The sequence below is a fragment of the Rothia sp. HMSC069C03 genome (assembly GCF_001811075.1).
GTDB classification, from domain to species: domain Bacteria; phylum Actinomycetota; class Actinomycetes; order Actinomycetales; family Micrococcaceae; genus Rothia; species Rothia mucilaginosa.
Window position 1 is genome coordinate 143269 of sequence record NZ_KZ627133.1, and the last position, 15804, is coordinate 159072.

The window sequence follows — 15804 nt, forward strand, 5'->3', positions numbered from 1 at the left end:
TGGGCTTTTCTCCACTAAGCTAGAAGAAGTGCACACCGCACCGCATCAGGACCGTACACAGCGACCATCAGCGAGGATAGTATGACTCCCCCTTCTCCTTCCGGAGCACCCACTCCCCAGGCGACCGAGAGCCTCACCGTAGCGGCACCGAATATCCCGGCGGCTTCTGCGCACCTCGCTGAGCGTATTGCTGAAGAGCAGCGAGCCTACCTGCACGCTTTTGACACCCTCATGGCTGAGTTTTTTACCCGCCAGCGCGAGCTACTCGAGGGCATCTCTGCTGAGACTCTACCCCTGCTGGAGGCTATTGAATCCCTCTCCACCGGCGGCAAGCGCCTGCGTGCCCTGCTGAGCTACTGGGGTTGGCGAGGTGCCGGTGGCACACCCGTAACCAAGAACCGCGCGTCCTGGTCTATTGTGAAGGCCGGCATGGCGGTGGAGCTGTTCCAGACCTCCGCACTGATTCACGACGACATTATCGACCGCTCCGATACCCGCCGTGGCGCTCCCTCCGTGCACAAGCGTTTCGAGGCGGCGCACGAGCAGAATAGTTGGCGCGGTGATGCTTTCAACTACGGTCTGACCGGCGGTATTCTTGCCGGCGACCTGACCCTGGCGTGGTCTGCCGAGGTTTTCGCGTCCCTGGGTGAGGGAGCGATTTATGGCGCTCCTGCGCGCACTATTTTTGACCGGATGCGCACCGAAGTTCTGGCGGGTCAGTACCTGGACGTCTACTCCGAGGTTCTCGAAACCGAGGACGCTCAGGCGGCTCTGCAGCGTGCCCTGAACGTGATTCGTTTCAAGTCCGCCAAGTACTCGTGCGAGCACCCCTTCACGATTGGTGGTGCTCTGGCTCTGCAGGCTGCCGTGCTGGAGAGCGGTGCAAGTGCCGTGAGCGAGCAGCACCCGGTACTTGCCGGTTACCGTGCGTTCGGCCTGCCGCTGGGTGAGGGTTTCCAGCTGCGTGATGACGAGCTGGGTGTCTTCGGCCAGCCCGAGGTGACCGGTAAACCCGCTGGCGATGACCTGCGTGAGGGTAAGCGTACCGTGCTGGTGGCGCTCACCTCCGCCGCTATTTCTGAGAGCGATGCGGCACTCCTGCACGATAGCCTGGGCAACCCCGAGCTGAGCGATGAGCAGGTGGAGCGCATCCGCGATCTGATGGTTTCTTCGGGCGCTTTCGCCAAGCATGAGCAGCTGATTGAGCAGAAGTCTCAGGCTGTGTTTGAGGCGCTGGAGGCGATGAACCTGGACGAGCTGACGCATACGGCACTGACCGATATCGTGGGCCGTGCACTGCGTCGCAAGGCATAGATGCGCTACGTCGCAAGGCGTAGAGGTTCAACACAGTTAAAACGTTAAACAAGTTGAGGCGGCATACCGAAGTATGCCGCCTCAACGTATTTAGCTATAGTTCTGAGCCGCTATTACCAAGCCAGATTACCAAGCCAGTGCCTGCGCACGGCGACGGATTTCAGTCTTACGACCGTCAATCAGTGCGTCAATGGGGCGGCCGGGCAGGGACTCGTCGCTGGTGTACAGCCACACGATAGCTTCTTCATCGCTGAAGCCGGAGTCCTTCAGGACAGCGAGGGTGCCCTTGAGGGATTCGAGTACTCGCGAACCGTTCATGAACAGTGCGGGTACCTTGCGCACGTTGGTTTCCGGGTCGCGCAGCGCGATGAGCGTACCGTCAGAAATCAGGTTGTGAACGCGGGTCACCTTCAGGTCGAGTGCCTGCGCAATTTCGGGGATAGTTACCCAATCGCCGACGAGGGCGAAGGTCTGAGCAATATTTTCGTTAGTCACCTTTTAAGAGTGCCAGAGCTGGCACGTATTTACCACTTTTGACCCGCATCTGGAGCGGGAGCTCTCCTGCGCACCTTTCCTTTTTTCGCGTTGCCGGCGGTTCTTGAGCTGGGTGCGGAGCCATCGGCACTTCTTAAGAATTCGCTGAGTGTTCACCTGCTCGGCTCCCTTTGGCATCGCTTCTGTCCAGGTGGGCGGGCTAAAATGAGGGAACGTATGAATACTCCCAGCCCACGCCGGACTTCTCCCGTGAACCCCCAAGCTTCCTCTTCTTCAAAGACTTCTATTCCTCCCGCCACTCGCCCCGCTGCCCCGGATACCGCTATCGGTTCTTCGCAGTGGCTCAGTGGCGCCATTATTGAGGGTCATTACCAGGTGGGTTCGCTCATTGGCCGCGGCGGCATGAGCGAGGTCTATTATGCGCTGGACCTGTGGTCGAATAACCCGGTCGCGCTCAAGGTCCTCTCCCCCACCCTGGCGAAGGATGCGGCGAACCGCCAGAAATTCCACCGTGAAGAGCGTTCGATGCGCCAGGTGGGCGGCGGCGGGCATACGGTGGGTGTGATTTCTTCGGGTACCGAATATTTTTCGGGCGAGATGGTCATGTACATCGTCTTGGAGTATGTGCACGGTTGCACCCTGAGCCAGCTGTTGCGTGTGCGTAATGCCCTGTCCCTGGGTGAGGCTCTGGATATTCTCATTCCGGTGGTGGAGGCGCTCTCGGAGGTGCACGCGAACCGCTACCTGCACGGCGATATTAAGCCGGGCAATATTCTTCTCGACGCTAACGGTCAGGTGAAGCTCACGGACTTTGGTCTTTCCCGCCGTGACGATCAGGTGGATGCGGGCGCACCCATGGGCACCCCCGCCTACGTTGCGCCGGAGGTCCTGGATCCAAAGGTGAAGGTCGGCGCGCAGGCTGATATTTTTGCGCTCGGTGTGATGATGTACCGCATGCTTTCGGGTCGTCTGCCCTTTGTGGGTTTGGAAAATGACCAGCAGGTGCTCTACCACAACGCCAACATTGAGATGCCCGCCCTGACCGATGTGGCGCCGGGTGCGGACCGCGATATTGCGGGGCTGATTTCGTGGTGTACCCGCAAGCAGCCTCACGCCCGTCCCGAGGATGCGACCGAGCTGTTCACTGCCCTGCTGGAGATTTCTGAGTCACTGGGTGAGTCCGAGCGTGCTTGGCGTGCCCCCTCGTGCCCGGAGCCGGAGCTTCCCCTCTGGGAGGCTGTTGCCGATATTGCGGAGCGTAGCGGTGCCGCGCAGATGGTGCGTAACACCCCGATTAGTGCGTTTAGCGATGCCCGCGATCTGCTGGTCTACGATGTCTACTCCCCCGACAGCCTCGTGTACGACGCATCGGCGGCTGGTCAGGGTGTGCACCTTGCCGACGTTGACGCTGAGGACTCGGTGCTAAACCGCCAGGGTATTCCGCCGCTGGTCAGTTCCGCTCCCTATGACGAGGATTCTGAGGGCGAGCCGGAGAAGGGCAAGAAGTCCGCTAAGCGCGGTTTGGGTTCTTTCCTTGACCGTCGTGCGGGCGCGAAGAGCCCGCAGACTCAGTCCGTCGGTATTGGTCCACAAACAGAGCAGGAGTTCATCTCAGCTCATGGCGAGTACGCCCCAATTCATGCGGAGCGTTCGTTGAGTCCTTCCGGTACGCGTCGTTCGAAGTCTAAGGGCTCAGCAAACGCAACTGAGGCTTCAGAAGCTGATGAGAGCGCTTCTTCTCAGGAGTCCGAGCAGTCTTCGCAGAAGGATCCTCGCCTACCCGCCAAGCAGTTTAGGACCCCGCCCTCCGGTATGGCGGTGGGCGGTTGGGCTCTGGCGCTGATTCTGTTGGGCATGGGTTCGAGCTTTACCGGTTGGTGGCTTGCGACCTCGCTGGTGCAGTCGCAGTGGTGGCGCAATATTGAGGCGTTCCTGACCTTCTAGCACCCGCCGCGCCGTTTTTGTGCCGCGCGCAGGTTAAACGCAAGGCCCGGGTCTTCATTCACGATGAGTGAAGACCCGGGCATTGTCGTGTCTACTGCTCCCCGCCAACTATCGCGGCGAAAAGCATGAACGTTTTATGCGCGGTTCTTGAGGTACTCGGAGACCAGGAACGCGATTTCCAGGGACTGCGAGTGGTTCAGACGCGGGTCGCACAGAGACTCGTAGCGGTCTGCCAGTGCTGCCTCGTCGATAGCATCGGAGCCGCCCAAGCATTCGGTCACGTCGTCGCCGGTCATTTCCACGTGGATACCGCCGGGGAACGAACCCAGTGCCTCGTGCACCTCGAAGAAGCCGCGAACCTCGTCGAGCACGTCGTCGAAGCGGCGGGTCTTGTAGCCGGAGGGCACGGAGATGGTGTTGCCGTGCATCGGGTCGGTGACCCAGACGACCTTCGCACCTTCAGCCTGCACACCCTCAACGATTGCGGGCAGCTTCTCGCGGATGTTCTTCGCACCCATGCGGGTGATGAAGGTCAGGCGGCCGGGCTCGCGGTTCGGGTCGAGCTTGTCGATCAGTGCGAGTGCGTCCTCTGCCGTGGTGGTCGGGCCCAGCTTCACGCCGATGGGGTTGCGGACCTTGGAGAGGAAGTCTACGTGTGCATCGTCGATGCCGCGGGTGCGCTCGCCAATCCACAGGAAGTGTGCGGAGGTGTCGTAGGGCAGGTGGGTGCGCGAGTCGATGCGGGTGAGGGCACGCTCGTAGTCCAGCACGAGTGCCTCGTGGCCGACGTACATGTCGGTGGTCTTGAGGGCTTCGAAGTTTACGCCGCATGCTTCCATGAACTTGAGGGCACGGCCGATTTCGTTGGCGGTCTTCTCGTAGCGTTCGTGTGCGGGGTTGGAGGTGAAGCCGCGGTTCCACTGGTGTACGGCGCGCAGGTCTGCGAAGCCGCCCTTGGTGAAGGCGCGCACCAGGTTCAGGGTGGATGCGCTGGTGTGGTAGCCGCGCAGCATACGCTTGGGGTCGTGTACGCGGGCTTCGGGGGTGAAGTCGAAACCGTTGACGGTCTCGCCGCGGAAGGAGGGCAGGGTGACATCGCCGCGGGTTTCCATGTCTGCGGAGCGCGGCTTGGAGAACTGGCCCGCCATACGGCCCATCTTCACCACGGGCATGGAGGCGCCGTAGGTGAGCACTGCAGACATCTGCAGGATGGTCTTGACGCGGCCAGAGATCTTGTCGGCGGTTGCACCCGCGAAGGTTTCTGCGCAGTCGCCGCCCTGCAGGAGGAATGCGCGGCCTTCAGCAACCTCACCGAGTGCCTGGCGCATGGCGTCGACTTCACCGGCGAAGACGAGCGGCGGTACCGAGTTCAGCTCGGCGATGGTGCTCTCAAAATCTTCGTGCTCGCTCCAGGTGGGCTGCTGGTCAATGTGCAGCTGACGCCAGGTGTCCAGGCCGTGGTCGGGGGCCTGCGAGGTGCTGAGGTTTTGGTTGCTCATCTTCACTCCATCGGGATGGTCTTGTGCGTTTTCTGATTCAGCCGCCGTTTCGGGTGTTCGGCGCGCCGTGTGCGGCGTGCTGGCTTGCGATTCTTCAGGCCGAATAGACCTAATTGTACTCTTGCTTGCTTCAACACCTAACCCTGCAGTCAGGTACATCTCACATGTTTAGATAGCGCCACCCGGTGTCGGCGATACGCGGGTTGATATACACCGCTGCAGAGCCGCATACGAAAGGGCGGGATGCGGCATGTACCGCATCCCGCCCTCTGGCGTATGTGTGCATCTGGCGTATGTGCGCACCCGGGGTGCTGTCTCAGGATGCTATCTCAGGGTGCTGTCTCAATGTTTAGTGCTGCTGGTGTGCGACTGCCTCATCAGCGCTCATGTTTTTATCAGCCATGAGTTTCTTGACGCGGTCGGCGTACACGTCCACGTATTCCTGGCCGCTGAGGGCACGAATCTCGGAGCCAATACGGTCGGCGATTTCATGCTGAACGCGGTGGCTCAGGTCTGAGCCGTCGGTGTATTCCTCGAAGGTGAGGGGCTTGCCGATAATGGTACGCACCTGGATAGGCTTGCCGTCGTGGCGCAGACGGATACGGTTCGAGCCGGAGGGCTGAATCAGGTCGGTACCGATCTGTCCGATGGGCACTACGGGCACGCCTGCTTCAACTGCGAGGCGGGCGACACCGACCTTGGGGCGGTAGCCGCGTCCGTCGGGGCTACGAGTGCCTTCGGGGTAGATGCCGATGATGCCGCCGTCCTTGAGGACCTGCGCGCCGGCATTGAGGGATTCCTGGCTCTTCTGGCCGCCGGAGCGGTCCATGGGAAGCTGGCCAACGCTGCGGAAGAACGCCGCCATGGCGCGACCCTTCACGCCGGGGGTGGTGAAGTAGTCGCTCTTGGCGAGGAAGTTCACGGTGCGCGGCATGGCGAGAGGAATAAAAATGGAGTCGCAGAATGCCAGGTGGTTGCTGGCGACGATGTAGGGCCCCTCGGGCAGGTTTTCCAGGCCAACCACGTCGTGGTGGTACAGTCCCTGCAGCAGGGGTGAGCCAAGAACCTTGAGCGTTGAATAGAGGGCGGTGTTAGGCATTGGGGTCTCCTCTCTGAATATTCCCGGGTCAATTCTATCTTGTCTGGAGCGTAGCGAGATAATAAAAGAAAGAGAACGATTTTTCTGCGCACCGGTGTATCGGGTGCGCTGGGGGCGATATACCAGCATCGGTGCTGTATCTGTGGTAGCCGGTCGGGGTACGCTATAGAGCCTCGCCTACGCTAATAGTGCTGCAGGTAGGCGAAGGAGGACCATGAGCATTTTCGATAATTCGCTGGAACCGGTCAAAAGGATTCGGCGTAAGGCTCGCGAGCGCAGGCTTCTTGCAACCCAAAATGTTAAGGAATCTTTGGCGCGTCGCCTCGGGGAAGAGCAGGATGCATTCGACCACTCCCCTGTTTCTTTTGCCCCTGATTCGGGGCAGCATTCCGTGGGTATTTTGCTGGTGCATGGTTTTACGGGTTCGCCGCACAGTATGCGCCCGGTGGCTCAGCGTTTTATGGAGCTCGGTTATGCGGTAGAGATGCCTGTGCTGACTGGGCACGCGACCCGTTGGCAGGATTTGCGTGATAGCACGTACCAGCAGTGGCTGGATTCTGCTGAGCGGGGGTACCGCCGCCTGACCAATCAGGGCTTGCAGGTGGTGGTCATCGGAATGTCGATGGGCGGTACGGTGGCGACTCACCTGTCGGCGCGTCTGCCGGTGGCGGGTACAGTGCTGATTAACCCCTATATGGTGGATGTGAACCCGATGATGCGCCACGCCGGCAAGGTCTCGAAGGTTCTGCCGGTACTCAAGGCGATCGGTTCCGATATTGCGGTTCCGGGCGTGAGCGAGGGTGCGTATTCTCTCGTTCCGACCGCGGCGGTGCATCAGTTGCATCTTTTGGGTGCTGAGACTCGTGCTCTGATTCCGCAGTTGAAGTCGCCGGTTCTGTATTTGCGTTCACTGGGCGATCATACTGTGTTGGATAGCTCCCACAGATATTTTCTCGAACATTGTTCAGTTCCTGTAGAATTTAGGTGGCTGACCCGTAGCTACCATGTGGCAACTCTGGACTATGACGCAGAGTATCTGCTCTCCGCCATCCAAGCTTTTGTCGCATCCCTAAACCACTAGTTCTGCGGCTCCGCTCGCTGCAACTGGCGTAAGCATCACCCGCCGTAGCGAGTAGAACAGCAGATAGATATTACGGCTCCTTGGGCCATCGAGGACAGCCCGCGGCACCGGATCCGCCACGGGCTCACGCCCTGATTTGAAAGGCGCATTATGAAAGTCTTCTCCACTCCCGCTGAGGTTATTGTCGACCCCTCACTGAATCTGACAAGCATTGTTGAGCGCCACCGTGCCGATAGCTCCAACCCGTTGCTGTACCGCCGTCAGATGTCTCCGGGTAACTGGCAGCCGGTTCACTCCCAGCAATTCCACCAGATGGTGACCGACCTGGCTAAGGGCATGATTGCCGCTGGTATCCGCCCGGGTGACCGTGTGGGTATTATGAGCCGCACCCGTTTTGAGTGGACCGTCATTGACTTCGCGATTTGGTATGCCGGCGCTGTCTCTGTGCCGGTATATGAGACGAACGCTGCCGCCCAGGCTGCGTGGGCTCTGTCCCATTCTGAGGCTGTCGCCATCTTCGTCGAGGATGAGAAGCTCCTGAATCGTGTGGCTGAGGCTGAAGAATACGCCGCTTCTACGTCTGAGCCGTGCCAGCTCAAGCACCGCTGGGTCATTGAGAACGGCGACCTTGATACCCTCAGCGCTCGCGCGTCCGAGGTGAGCGATGAGCAGCTGGAGCAGATACGTTCCGCCGCCGGTTGTGATGACATCGCGACCATTGTGTACACCTCCGGCACGACCGGTCGCCCCAAGGGTTGCGCGCTGACTCACGGTCATTTCCTGAACCTGAGTGCCAACACTAAGTTTGCAGAGACTGAGATTGCAAACTCGCGTAACTCCTCTATTCTTTTCTTGCCGCTGGCGCACGTTCTGGCGCGTCTGATTCAGGTGCTGGCACTGGACGCTGGCCTGGTTATCGGCCACTCCCCCAATATCAAGAACCTGGCTGCTGACTTGGATAGCTTCAAGCCGACCATGCTGCTGGTGGTTCCCCGCGTCTTTGAGAAGGTGTACGAGGGTGCCATGGCGAAGGCGGCTAAGGGCGGCAAGTTCAATAAGGCTCTCTTTGAGCGTTCCACCGATATTGCGGTGCGCTGGTCGCAGGCAAAGGTTGAGGGCCGCGTGCCCGTCAAGCTGGCGGCACAGTACGCTCTGTACGACAAGCTGGTCTACTCGAAGCTGCGGTCGGCTCTGGGCGGCGAGCTGCGTTACGCGGTCTCCGGCGGCGGCCCCCTCGGCGAGCGCCTGGCGCACTTCTTCCACGCGGTGGGTGTGCAGGTGGTTGAGGGTTACGGCCTGACCGAGACCTGCGCCCCGATTGCGGCTGGCCGCATCGACCCGTACCAGATTGGCATGATTGGCCCGCTCATCCCCGGTTCCGAAGGCTACATTGCTGAGGACGGCGAGCTTCTGGTTCGTGGCGTGGGCGTGATTAGCAGCTACTACAAGAACCCCGAGGAGGATGCTCATGCGTTCACCGAGGACGGCTGGTTCCGTACCGGTGACCTGGCTCGTTTCGATGAACGAGGCTACCTGAAGATTGTGGGCCGTAAGAAGGAAATCATTGTCACCGCCGGCGGTAAGAACGTGATTCCGGGTATTGCGGAGGGTCATTTGCGCACTTCTCCCCTGGTTTCTCAGGCGATGCTGGTTGGCGATGAGAAGCCGTTCATTGCGGCTCTGGTGACCCTGGATCCGGATACCCTGCCCGAGCAGTTGGAGCACCTGGGCTTGCCGCGTTCGCTCTCCATTCCGGAGGCTGCCGTTCACCCGGCGGTTCGTGCCGCAATTCAGAAGCTCGTGGACGAGGCGAACCAGCTGGTTTCCCGTGCCGAGGGCATTCGCGAGTTCCGCATCATGAACCGTGACCTGACCGAGGAAGATGGTTACCTGACTCCTTCGCAGAAGCTGCGCCGCGCGAAGATTCTGCAGGATTTCTCCTCCTACGTGGATGAGATGTACGGTAAGGTTTCTGATAGCACGTCGGATTCTTTGGCTCGTCTGCAGGAGTACGCAGCGGAGCAGTCTGAAAAGTTCGCTGAACTGCGTGAGCAGGCGGCTGAGCGTCTGCACGAGTACGCGGATCACCAGGCGGAGCGTCTTGCAGAGTTGCGTGAGCAGGCGGCTGAGAAGTTTGAGGAGCTGCGTGAACAGACCGCTGAAATGATGCAGAAGCCGCATGAAGATAAGGCTGAGAAGGCAGAAAAGGCTGAGGATTCTTCTGCAGAAGCTGCTGCTGAAAAGGCAGAAGCTAAGAAGGCTGAGAAGAAACCTGAAAGCGACAACGCATAACCGGCTCTGGCCACCATTAACGAGAGGAGGGGGGTCGTACCTAAGCGGTACGACCCCCCTCCTCTCTGTTTGTTCGCTAGATGCCTCGGCTTCCGGGCGTTATCTAGCCGTCGTTAGATGGCGAATTCTTAGTTTGCGGGCTCGTCGAATTCCAGGCCGAGCAGCGCGTTCTCAACGATTTCGGTCAGTGCCGGGTGGATCCAGTACTGGCCGCGTGCGAGGGTTCGCGCATCCATACCGAAGCTCATTGCCTGCAGGAGCGGCTGGATGAGCACGGAGGACTCTTCACCGACCAGGTGTGCGCCGAGCAGCACGCCGTTGTCCTTGCGGGCGATGAGCTTGCACAGGCCAATCTTGTCTTCCATTGCCCAGCCGTAGGCGGTGTCGCCAAAGTTCTGTGCCTTGACGGTAATCTCAAAGCCTTCACGCTCAGCGGCCTGGCGCGCCTGCTCTTCGGTCATGCCGACCACGGCAATCTGCGGGTTGCTGAAGACCGCGGCGGGTACGTAGCGGTGGTCACTGGCACGCAGGTCCTCGGGGTGGCTGAGGTTGTGCTGCACAACGCGGGCCTCGTGGTTTGCAACGTGCTTGAGCTGGTAGCGGCTGGACACGTCACCGAGGGCGTAGACGCCGGGTACGGGTGCACCGTTGTAGAGCACGCGCTGGTGCTTATCGACGCTGAGCTGACCGCCGTCCTGCACGTCGAAGTAGTTCTTCGCGTTGAGGGTGTCGGTGTTGGGGCGGCGACCCGTAGCCACGAGCACAGCGTCTGCCGGGATTTCGAGCAGTTCTTCACCGTTCTCGGTGGTGCGCTTCGCTACGACGGTCACGCTGCCGTCGGCGTTCTCACGAATCTCGGAGAGGGACGCATCCTTGACGATGTTCCACTGCTTGCTTGCGGCTTCTTCAAAGCGTGCCACGACCTCTTCATCCACGTTGCGCAACAGGCGGGAGGAGCGGTTCAGCTGGGTCACTTCGGTGCCGAATGCAGAGAAAACGTGGGAGAATTCTGCCGCAATCACGCCGCCGCCGATGACGACCATGCGCGCGGGTAGCTCGTCCATGCGCATGACATTGTCGTTGGTGTAGACCTTGGAGGAGTCGATACCGGGAACGGGAGGCAGCACGGCGCGCGAACCAGCCGCAATCACAATCTGGCGGCCCTGCAGGCGGGTGCCGTCGGTCAGCTCGACGGTGTGGGAGCCTACGAAGCGGGCGTACTGGTCGTAGAAGTCGACGTTGGGCAGGCCGGCACGCCAGTCGCGGCCGCCCTCAGCGATCTGGTCGATGCGGGAGGCAAAGATGCGGTCACGAATCTGTGCCCAGTGCACGGCGTCTACGTGCGCGTCGACGCCCAGGTGCTTGACCTCGCGGGTCTTCTGCGCGATAGTCGCCGGGTAGACGTACATCTTGGTGGGGATGCAGCCAACGTTGAGGCAAGTGCCGCCGAAGATGCCGCCGTCGATGAGGGCGACCTTCTTGTCGTCCCATTCGGGGCCGATGAGGGTGTTGCCGGATCCGGAGCCGATGACGATGAGGTCGTATTGTGCTACGCCGTCAATGCGTTCTACGTTCTCGATGCTCATGTGGTCCTCTCGTTGATGGTGTTGAGGCTGGGCTCGTTCCCAGCGTGCCCCCCCTCGATGGCGGGGTTATTTCTGTTACTGCCACTATAACGCGTGGAGGCTACCGGCTATTCCCGCAATCTCGTGTCAATGTTGCCGGATATGCGAAAATGCGACATCCCAAAGAACACAGCCCTGAGAACACAGCGCTGAGAACACAGGGGTTCTTTGAGAAGACGCACTCAAGCGTTGATACCTCAAGCGCTGAGGACTATTCGAGCCCGCGGATTAGTGACGTGTAGATGTCTGCGATGAGAGGTCAGCGCTTAGATATCAGCCATCAGCCCAGCCAGCAGGCGGGTGAAGTCAATGGCGGGATCAACCGATTCTTCGTCGGGCCAAAAATGAATCGGGTACGCGGCGCCCTGGGCACGCTGCAGCACGGGGCTTTCAGCGAGCACGGGTTCTGCCACGAGCTCACCGAAGAGGGAACGCATTTCGTCGCGTCGGTAGCTGTGTTCGCTATCGTTGGGGCGCATCTTGTTGATAATGACGCCCGCACCTTCGATGCTGATGCCGCTTTCCTGCTGAAAGCGCACGATGGCGCGCAGGGTTCGTTCGGTGCCCGCCACGGAGAAAAGAGAAGGCTCAGCGACCGAGAGGATGCGCTCACTCACCGCCCAGCCCATTGAAGACAGGGTTCCGAGGAACGGCGGGCAGTCAATCAGGATGACGTCGTAGGCGTCCGCTGCCGCCTCCACCATGCGCTTGAAGCGGCGGATGAACGGCGCAGCTTCCTGCCGGTCCACGAGGGTGGAACGAGCCGAACCGCGCGCCACCTTCACGCTACCGGTGGTCACGGGGTTATTGGTCAGCAGGGTGGGTTTGCCGACGAGCGCGTTCCAGGATGAGCTACCGGCTTCCTCCGCGAAGGCGCGCTCATTGGAACTGGCGATTAGGGAGGCGACGTCGGGGATGGATTCATCCACCGCCAGGCCGGTGCTGACGTCGCCGTGGGGGTCGAGGTCAATAACGAGTGTGGAGAGTCCGCTGTGTAATGCCGCGGAGGCAAGCCCCAAAGTGATGGACGTTTTGCCAACGCCGCCCTTGAGGCTGCTGATACTGACGATGCGGGGCATGCAGGTCCCTTTTATGAGTGAGGTGTAATGCCCCTTTATTTTAGCGAATCTTCGCTTTTCTTCTGGCTCTGACAGCGGTGTATCTTGAGTTTTTCTCAGGCGGGCATTGAATATTCCCTCGGGTTTAAAGCTTCAGCCCGCGCTCGCCACCTGGCAGGTGGTAAACGCGGGCTGATCTAAGTTTTATGTTTTATGCCTGTGCACGGCGGGCACGGCGGGCGGCGAGTTCGTCGCCTTCGAAGTTTTCGTGCATTTCTTCGCCGGGCTGGCCGTTGAGGTTCATTTCGATTTCGCGCCAGACGCGACCGATAGCGATACCGAAGACGCCCTGACCTGCCTGAACCAGGTCAATGACCTCGCTCGGGGAGGTGCATTCGTAGACGGTGGTACCGTCACTCATGAGGGTAATGTTCGCGAGGTCGTCAATGCCGCGGGTACGCAGGTGCTCGATGGAGGTGCGAATCTGCTGCAGGGACACGCCGGTGTCAAGCAGTCGCTTCACAATCTTGAGCACGAGCACGTCGCGGAAGCTGTAGAGGCGCTGGGTACCGGATCCGGAGGCGCCACGCACGGTGGGTACGACTAGGTCGGTGCGTGCCCAGTAGTCGAGCTGGCGGTAGGTGATGCCGGCTGCCTTGCAGGCGACGGCGCCACGGTAGCCGAGGTTTTCCTCGACGACGGAGACCGGGTCGGTGAAGAGTACGCCTTGTTCACCGCGCGGAGGCGGTGCTACGGGGAAGAGGGTGTCGAAGCCGTCCAGGGGCTGGTCGAAGCCCTGGGGTGCCTCATGGGTGCCTGCGGCCTCGCCTGCATTTTCGGCTACCTGCTGCTCTAGCACGGTCCCTCCTTTTCATTAACCCGTTTAATGCGATTCACCGCGCCCTATCAAATGTGGTCGATATCGTTCCGGTGTAGACCCGATTCTCGGGGTGAGATTCTAGGGTTGAGGTCTAGAATCTGCGTCTATGATTCGCGTGGCTCCTCTACTGGGTTCCGGCGCGGTTTTCAATACTACACAGCGGTTCAACAGTGCGACCGATGCGCGATAGGCGCGGCTGTTCAATCTATTTTAACTGATAGAGGGCTCTACTTAAAATTGAACCCACCGGAGCGAATGATCTTTTCAGATTCATTCTTGCCTCATTAACGCCTCGTAGGGGCGCTCCTTCCCCGCTGTTCCGTTCGCTTTTTCTGGGCACCCCCGCACAGGGGAGTTTAAACAGGGGAAGTTTAAAAAGTAAATGCGTACGGGCTGGTAGTCCGTACGCATTTACAGCTGAGTTGAGTGAATAGCCTTGGCAGGCCGGGAGCCCCCTTGTGAGAAAGCTCTTCGTGTTGGATGAAGGGGTAGAAATTCCGAGCGTGCCAGCGTCGGCTTCGTCCAAGTCTAGAGGCCGCTACCCGTTGGTAAGGGGTAGGGACTATAGAGGGAATCACCGTGGTCAGCGGTGTTTCCCGAAGGAAATCCCCGTTTGGGGTGCGGTAGAACCGCTGAGAGTTCACGAACGACAGGCTGTCCGGCAGTCTGCGTCTTCGTTCGCCTACTCGTAGGTAGGCATCGCCGATTCGACGAGAGTTGCGTGCAGCTGCAGGCACAACTTGCGGATCTTGTCGGCTCGTTCCTGCGCCTGAGCCTGGGAGGCTGCGTCGCGGCGCGATGCCAGCGGAGCTACCGCAATTTCCACGAGGGAGATTTCGCGGTCTGCCGCAGACTTGAACGCGCGCAGGTGACGGGGCTGAATGCCGTGCTGGGTCAGCTCCGCGCTCACGCGGGCGATCAGCACGTCGTAATCGGTGTACTCCACATCCGAGCCATCTTCGAGCAGTCCAAAGTCAATCAGCTCGCGAATCAGTTCGGGAGTGGTGTTAGCGTATTCTGCCAGCTCACGGAGGCTGTAAGTACGGCCTTCCTGCTCGTCCGGTCCGAGGACGGTATCCAGGACGTCTTCGCTTACGGTGGTGGGCATGGAGTTCAGTACGCGTCCGGCTTCCAGGTCCTCCAGGTGCTGACGGATTACCTTGAGCGGCATGTAGTGGTCGCGCTGCATAGTGAGAATGTAGCGCAGGCGCTCAATGTCAGTCTGGGAGTACTTGCGGTAACCGGTTTCGGTACGGCTGGGGTGCACGAGACCGCACTCTTCCAGGAAGCGAATCTTGGAGGCGCTAATTCCGGGGAACTCCAGGTCAAGCTGGCTAAGAACCTGACCAATGGTCCGGCTCTTAACGTCACGCGGGTTACGGTCAGAGTCGCCGTTCTCCACGTCCTCTAGTTGAACCTCAGCGTTAGTGAGGTTCTCATCGATGCGTGAGGTCATCTATGTCTTTCGGGTACTTGTTCGGTCGATGACGATACTCGCCGTATTTGAGTGAATGGCTCGTTCCCCCGGTCGGGGGTCTCGCTTCGTGCCGAACATCTTTGCTTAGTGTTGAGAGTGTGATAGATAAGTTTAGTTGTTTATCACGAAATGATAAACCGCAAACCTTCGAGACAATCTTATAGCCTCACAAGGCATTTTGCTATTTAGTTCGCCCTTTTCAGAGGCTTTTTGAACCCAAAAATAGCCATACAATCAAACATTATTCAGTAGAGACAGTACCAATTTTAGCAAAATTCCAATACCTCGAACACATATATCTCATATTGGACTGCTTTACGAGGAAAATTTTATCTTCTCGCGATAGTTGAAGTTTTCATCACATTTAACTTGAAAGAGGCTCCCACTAGGGGTTTAGTCATCCTTCAAGCCCCTTTAGTGAATTCCTACACCTTCAAGACGAACCTTAAATGCGCCCAACTATTTGCGTTTGTGTGCATTTTAAAAGAAAAACGGCGAGACCAATCGGTCTCGCCGTCTCACCACTACATACCTCTTATCCGAGGCCTATAGAAGGTCTTAGAGTCTATCGACTTAGAGTTTGTCCAGCTCAGCCTTGTATGCCTCTGCATCCAGCAGGTTCGCCAGGTCATCAGTGTTCTCGGGGCGAATCTCAATGATCCAGCCCTCGCCATAGGGGTCAGAGTTGACCAGTGCGGGGTCATCCTCCAGACCCTCGTTCACTGCAACAATCTCGCCCGCAATGGGAGCGAAAAGATCAGAGACAGACTTGGTGGACTCAATCTCACCGAAGCTATCCTCAGCAGCTACAGAATCGCCAACAGAGGGAAGGTCGACGTAGACGACGTCACCCAGTGCATCCTGAGCGTGGTCGGTAATACCAACACGTACGGTGCCCTCGGCGGTGAGAGCGGAAACCCACTCGTGCTCAGAAGTGTACGAGAGTTCTGCGGGAACGTTGCTCATAGCAGCGGTGTCCTTTCAGTGTGTTCTTGCGTAGCGCGGACCGTCCCGCGCACGGTGTCGTTCCGTATGTGGGA

Annotated in this window: 12 protein-coding genes; 4 read left to right on the top strand and 8 right to left on the bottom strand. The window is 59.3% G+C overall.

The window, feature by feature from the left end; all coding sequences use genetic code 11:
- Positions 1–81 precede the first annotated feature (81 nt).
- Entirely contained in the window at positions 82–1314 is a 1233-nt protein-coding gene (locus HMPREF2779_RS01885; RefSeq protein WP_105360681.1) for a polyprenyl synthetase family protein, read from the top strand.
- 126 nt (positions 1315–1440) lie between these two features.
- Here HMPREF2779_RS01885 and HMPREF2779_RS01890 read toward each other — a convergent pair whose 3' ends face one another.
- Positions 1441–1809 (bottom strand): Rv2175c family DNA-binding protein, encoded by a 369-nt coding sequence (locus HMPREF2779_RS01890; protein WP_005506572.1) that lies wholly within the window; start codon positions 1807–1809, stop codon positions 1441–1443.
- Between the two features lie 249 nt (positions 1810–2058).
- Between HMPREF2779_RS01890 and HMPREF2779_RS01895 the strand changes: the two genes are divergently transcribed.
- A complete protein-coding gene (locus HMPREF2779_RS01895) occupies positions 2059–3753 on the top strand; it encodes a serine/threonine protein kinase (RefSeq protein ID WP_233992193.1) in 1695 nt (564 codons plus the stop codon).
- A gap of 134 nt (positions 3754–3887) precedes the next feature.
- Here the strand turns inward: HMPREF2779_RS01895 and HMPREF2779_RS01900 are convergent, their stop codons facing one another.
- Positions 3888–5252, bottom strand: a complete 1365-nt coding sequence (locus HMPREF2779_RS01900; protein WP_070687164.1) for a class II 3-deoxy-7-phosphoheptulonate synthase — start codon at positions 5250–5252, stop codon at positions 3888–3890.
- Positions 5253–5601: 349 nt separating this feature from the next.
- Positions 5602–6351 (bottom strand): lysophospholipid acyltransferase family protein, encoded by a 750-nt coding sequence (locus tag HMPREF2779_RS01905; protein ID WP_105360683.1) that lies wholly within the window; start codon positions 6349–6351, stop codon positions 5602–5604.
- A gap of 214 nt (positions 6352–6565) precedes the next feature.
- On the opposite strand from HMPREF2779_RS01905, the gene HMPREF2779_RS01910 reads away from it, so the two are divergent.
- The gene (locus HMPREF2779_RS01910; protein ID WP_070687168.1) at positions 6566–7432 is read left to right on the top strand and encodes an alpha/beta hydrolase; all 867 of its coding nucleotides are present in this window, start codon (positions 6566–6568) and stop codon (positions 7430–7432) included.
- Between the two features lie 150 nt (positions 7433–7582).
- Positions 7583–9724, top strand: coding sequence for an AMP-binding protein (locus HMPREF2779_RS01915; protein ID WP_070687170.1), 2142 nt, complete (start codon positions 7583–7585; stop codon positions 9722–9724).
- 128 nt (positions 9725–9852) lie between these two features.
- On the opposite strand, the gene HMPREF2779_RS01920 is transcribed toward HMPREF2779_RS01915, so the two are convergent.
- The 5 genes from HMPREF2779_RS01920 to gcvH all read right to left on the bottom strand — a co-directional run bounded on the left by HMPREF2779_RS01920 (position 9853) and on the right by gcvH (position 15730).
- Complete coding sequence (locus HMPREF2779_RS01920; protein WP_070687172.1) at positions 9853–11310, bottom strand: mycothione reductase; 1458 nt, start codon at positions 11308–11310, stop codon at positions 9853–9855.
- A gap of 305 nt (positions 11311–11615) precedes the next feature.
- Positions 11616–12428 (bottom strand): ParA family protein, encoded by an 813-nt coding sequence (locus HMPREF2779_RS01925; protein WP_105360684.1) that lies wholly within the window; start codon positions 12426–12428, stop codon positions 11616–11618.
- 190 nt (positions 12429–12618) lie between these two features.
- A complete protein-coding gene (locus HMPREF2779_RS01930; RefSeq protein ID WP_049337541.1) occupies positions 12619–13266 on the bottom strand; it encodes a MerR family transcriptional regulator in 648 nt (215 codons plus the stop codon).
- A gap of 703 nt (positions 13267–13969) precedes the next feature.
- Positions 13970–14743, bottom strand: a complete 774-nt coding sequence (locus HMPREF2779_RS01935) for a transcriptional regulator FtsR (RefSeq protein WP_070687176.1) — start codon at positions 14741–14743, stop codon at positions 13970–13972.
- Positions 14744–15337: 594 nt separating this feature from the next.
- Positions 15338–15730: a glycine cleavage system protein GcvH gene (gene gcvH, locus HMPREF2779_RS01940; RefSeq protein WP_070687178.1), complete on the bottom strand. Its 393-nt coding sequence runs from the start codon at positions 15728–15730 to the stop codon at positions 15338–15340.
- Positions 15731–15804 lie beyond the last annotated feature (74 nt).

What these genes read in the sequence shown, in the direction of transcription:
- HMPREF2779_RS01885 (WP_105360681.1), top strand. Translation starts at nt 82, where the DNA reads ATGACTCCCCCTTCTCCTTCCGGAGCACCCACTCCCCAGGCGACCGAG.
- HMPREF2779_RS01905 (WP_105360683.1), bottom strand. Translation starts at nt 6,351, where the DNA reads ATGCCTAACACCGCCCTCTATTCAACGCTCAAGGTTCTTGGCTCACCC.
- HMPREF2779_RS01920 (WP_070687172.1), bottom strand. Translation starts at nt 11,310, where the DNA reads ATGAGCATCGAGAACGTAGAACGCATTGACGGCGTAGCACAATACGAC.
- HMPREF2779_RS01915 (WP_070687170.1), top strand. Translation starts at nt 7,583, where the DNA reads ATGAAAGTCTTCTCCACTCCCGCTGAGGTTATTGTCGACCCCTCACTG.
- HMPREF2779_RS01900 (WP_070687164.1), bottom strand. Translation starts at nt 5,252, where the DNA reads ATGAGCAACCAAAACCTCAGCACCTCGCAGGCCCCCGACCACGGCCTG.
- HMPREF2779_RS01910 (WP_070687168.1), top strand. Translation starts at nt 6,566, where the DNA reads ATGAGCATTTTCGATAATTCGCTGGAACCGGTCAAAAGGATTCGGCGT.
- HMPREF2779_RS01935 (WP_070687176.1), bottom strand. Translation starts at nt 14,743, where the DNA reads ATGACCTCACGCATCGATGAGAACCTCACTAACGCTGAGGTTCAACTA.
- HMPREF2779_RS01925 (WP_105360684.1), bottom strand. Translation starts at nt 12,428, where the DNA reads ATGCCCCGCATCGTCAGTATCAGCAGCCTCAAGGGCGGCGTTGGCAAA.
- gcvH (WP_070687178.1), bottom strand. Translation starts at nt 15,730, where the DNA reads ATGAGCAACGTTCCCGCAGAACTCTCGTACACTTCTGAGCACGAGTGG.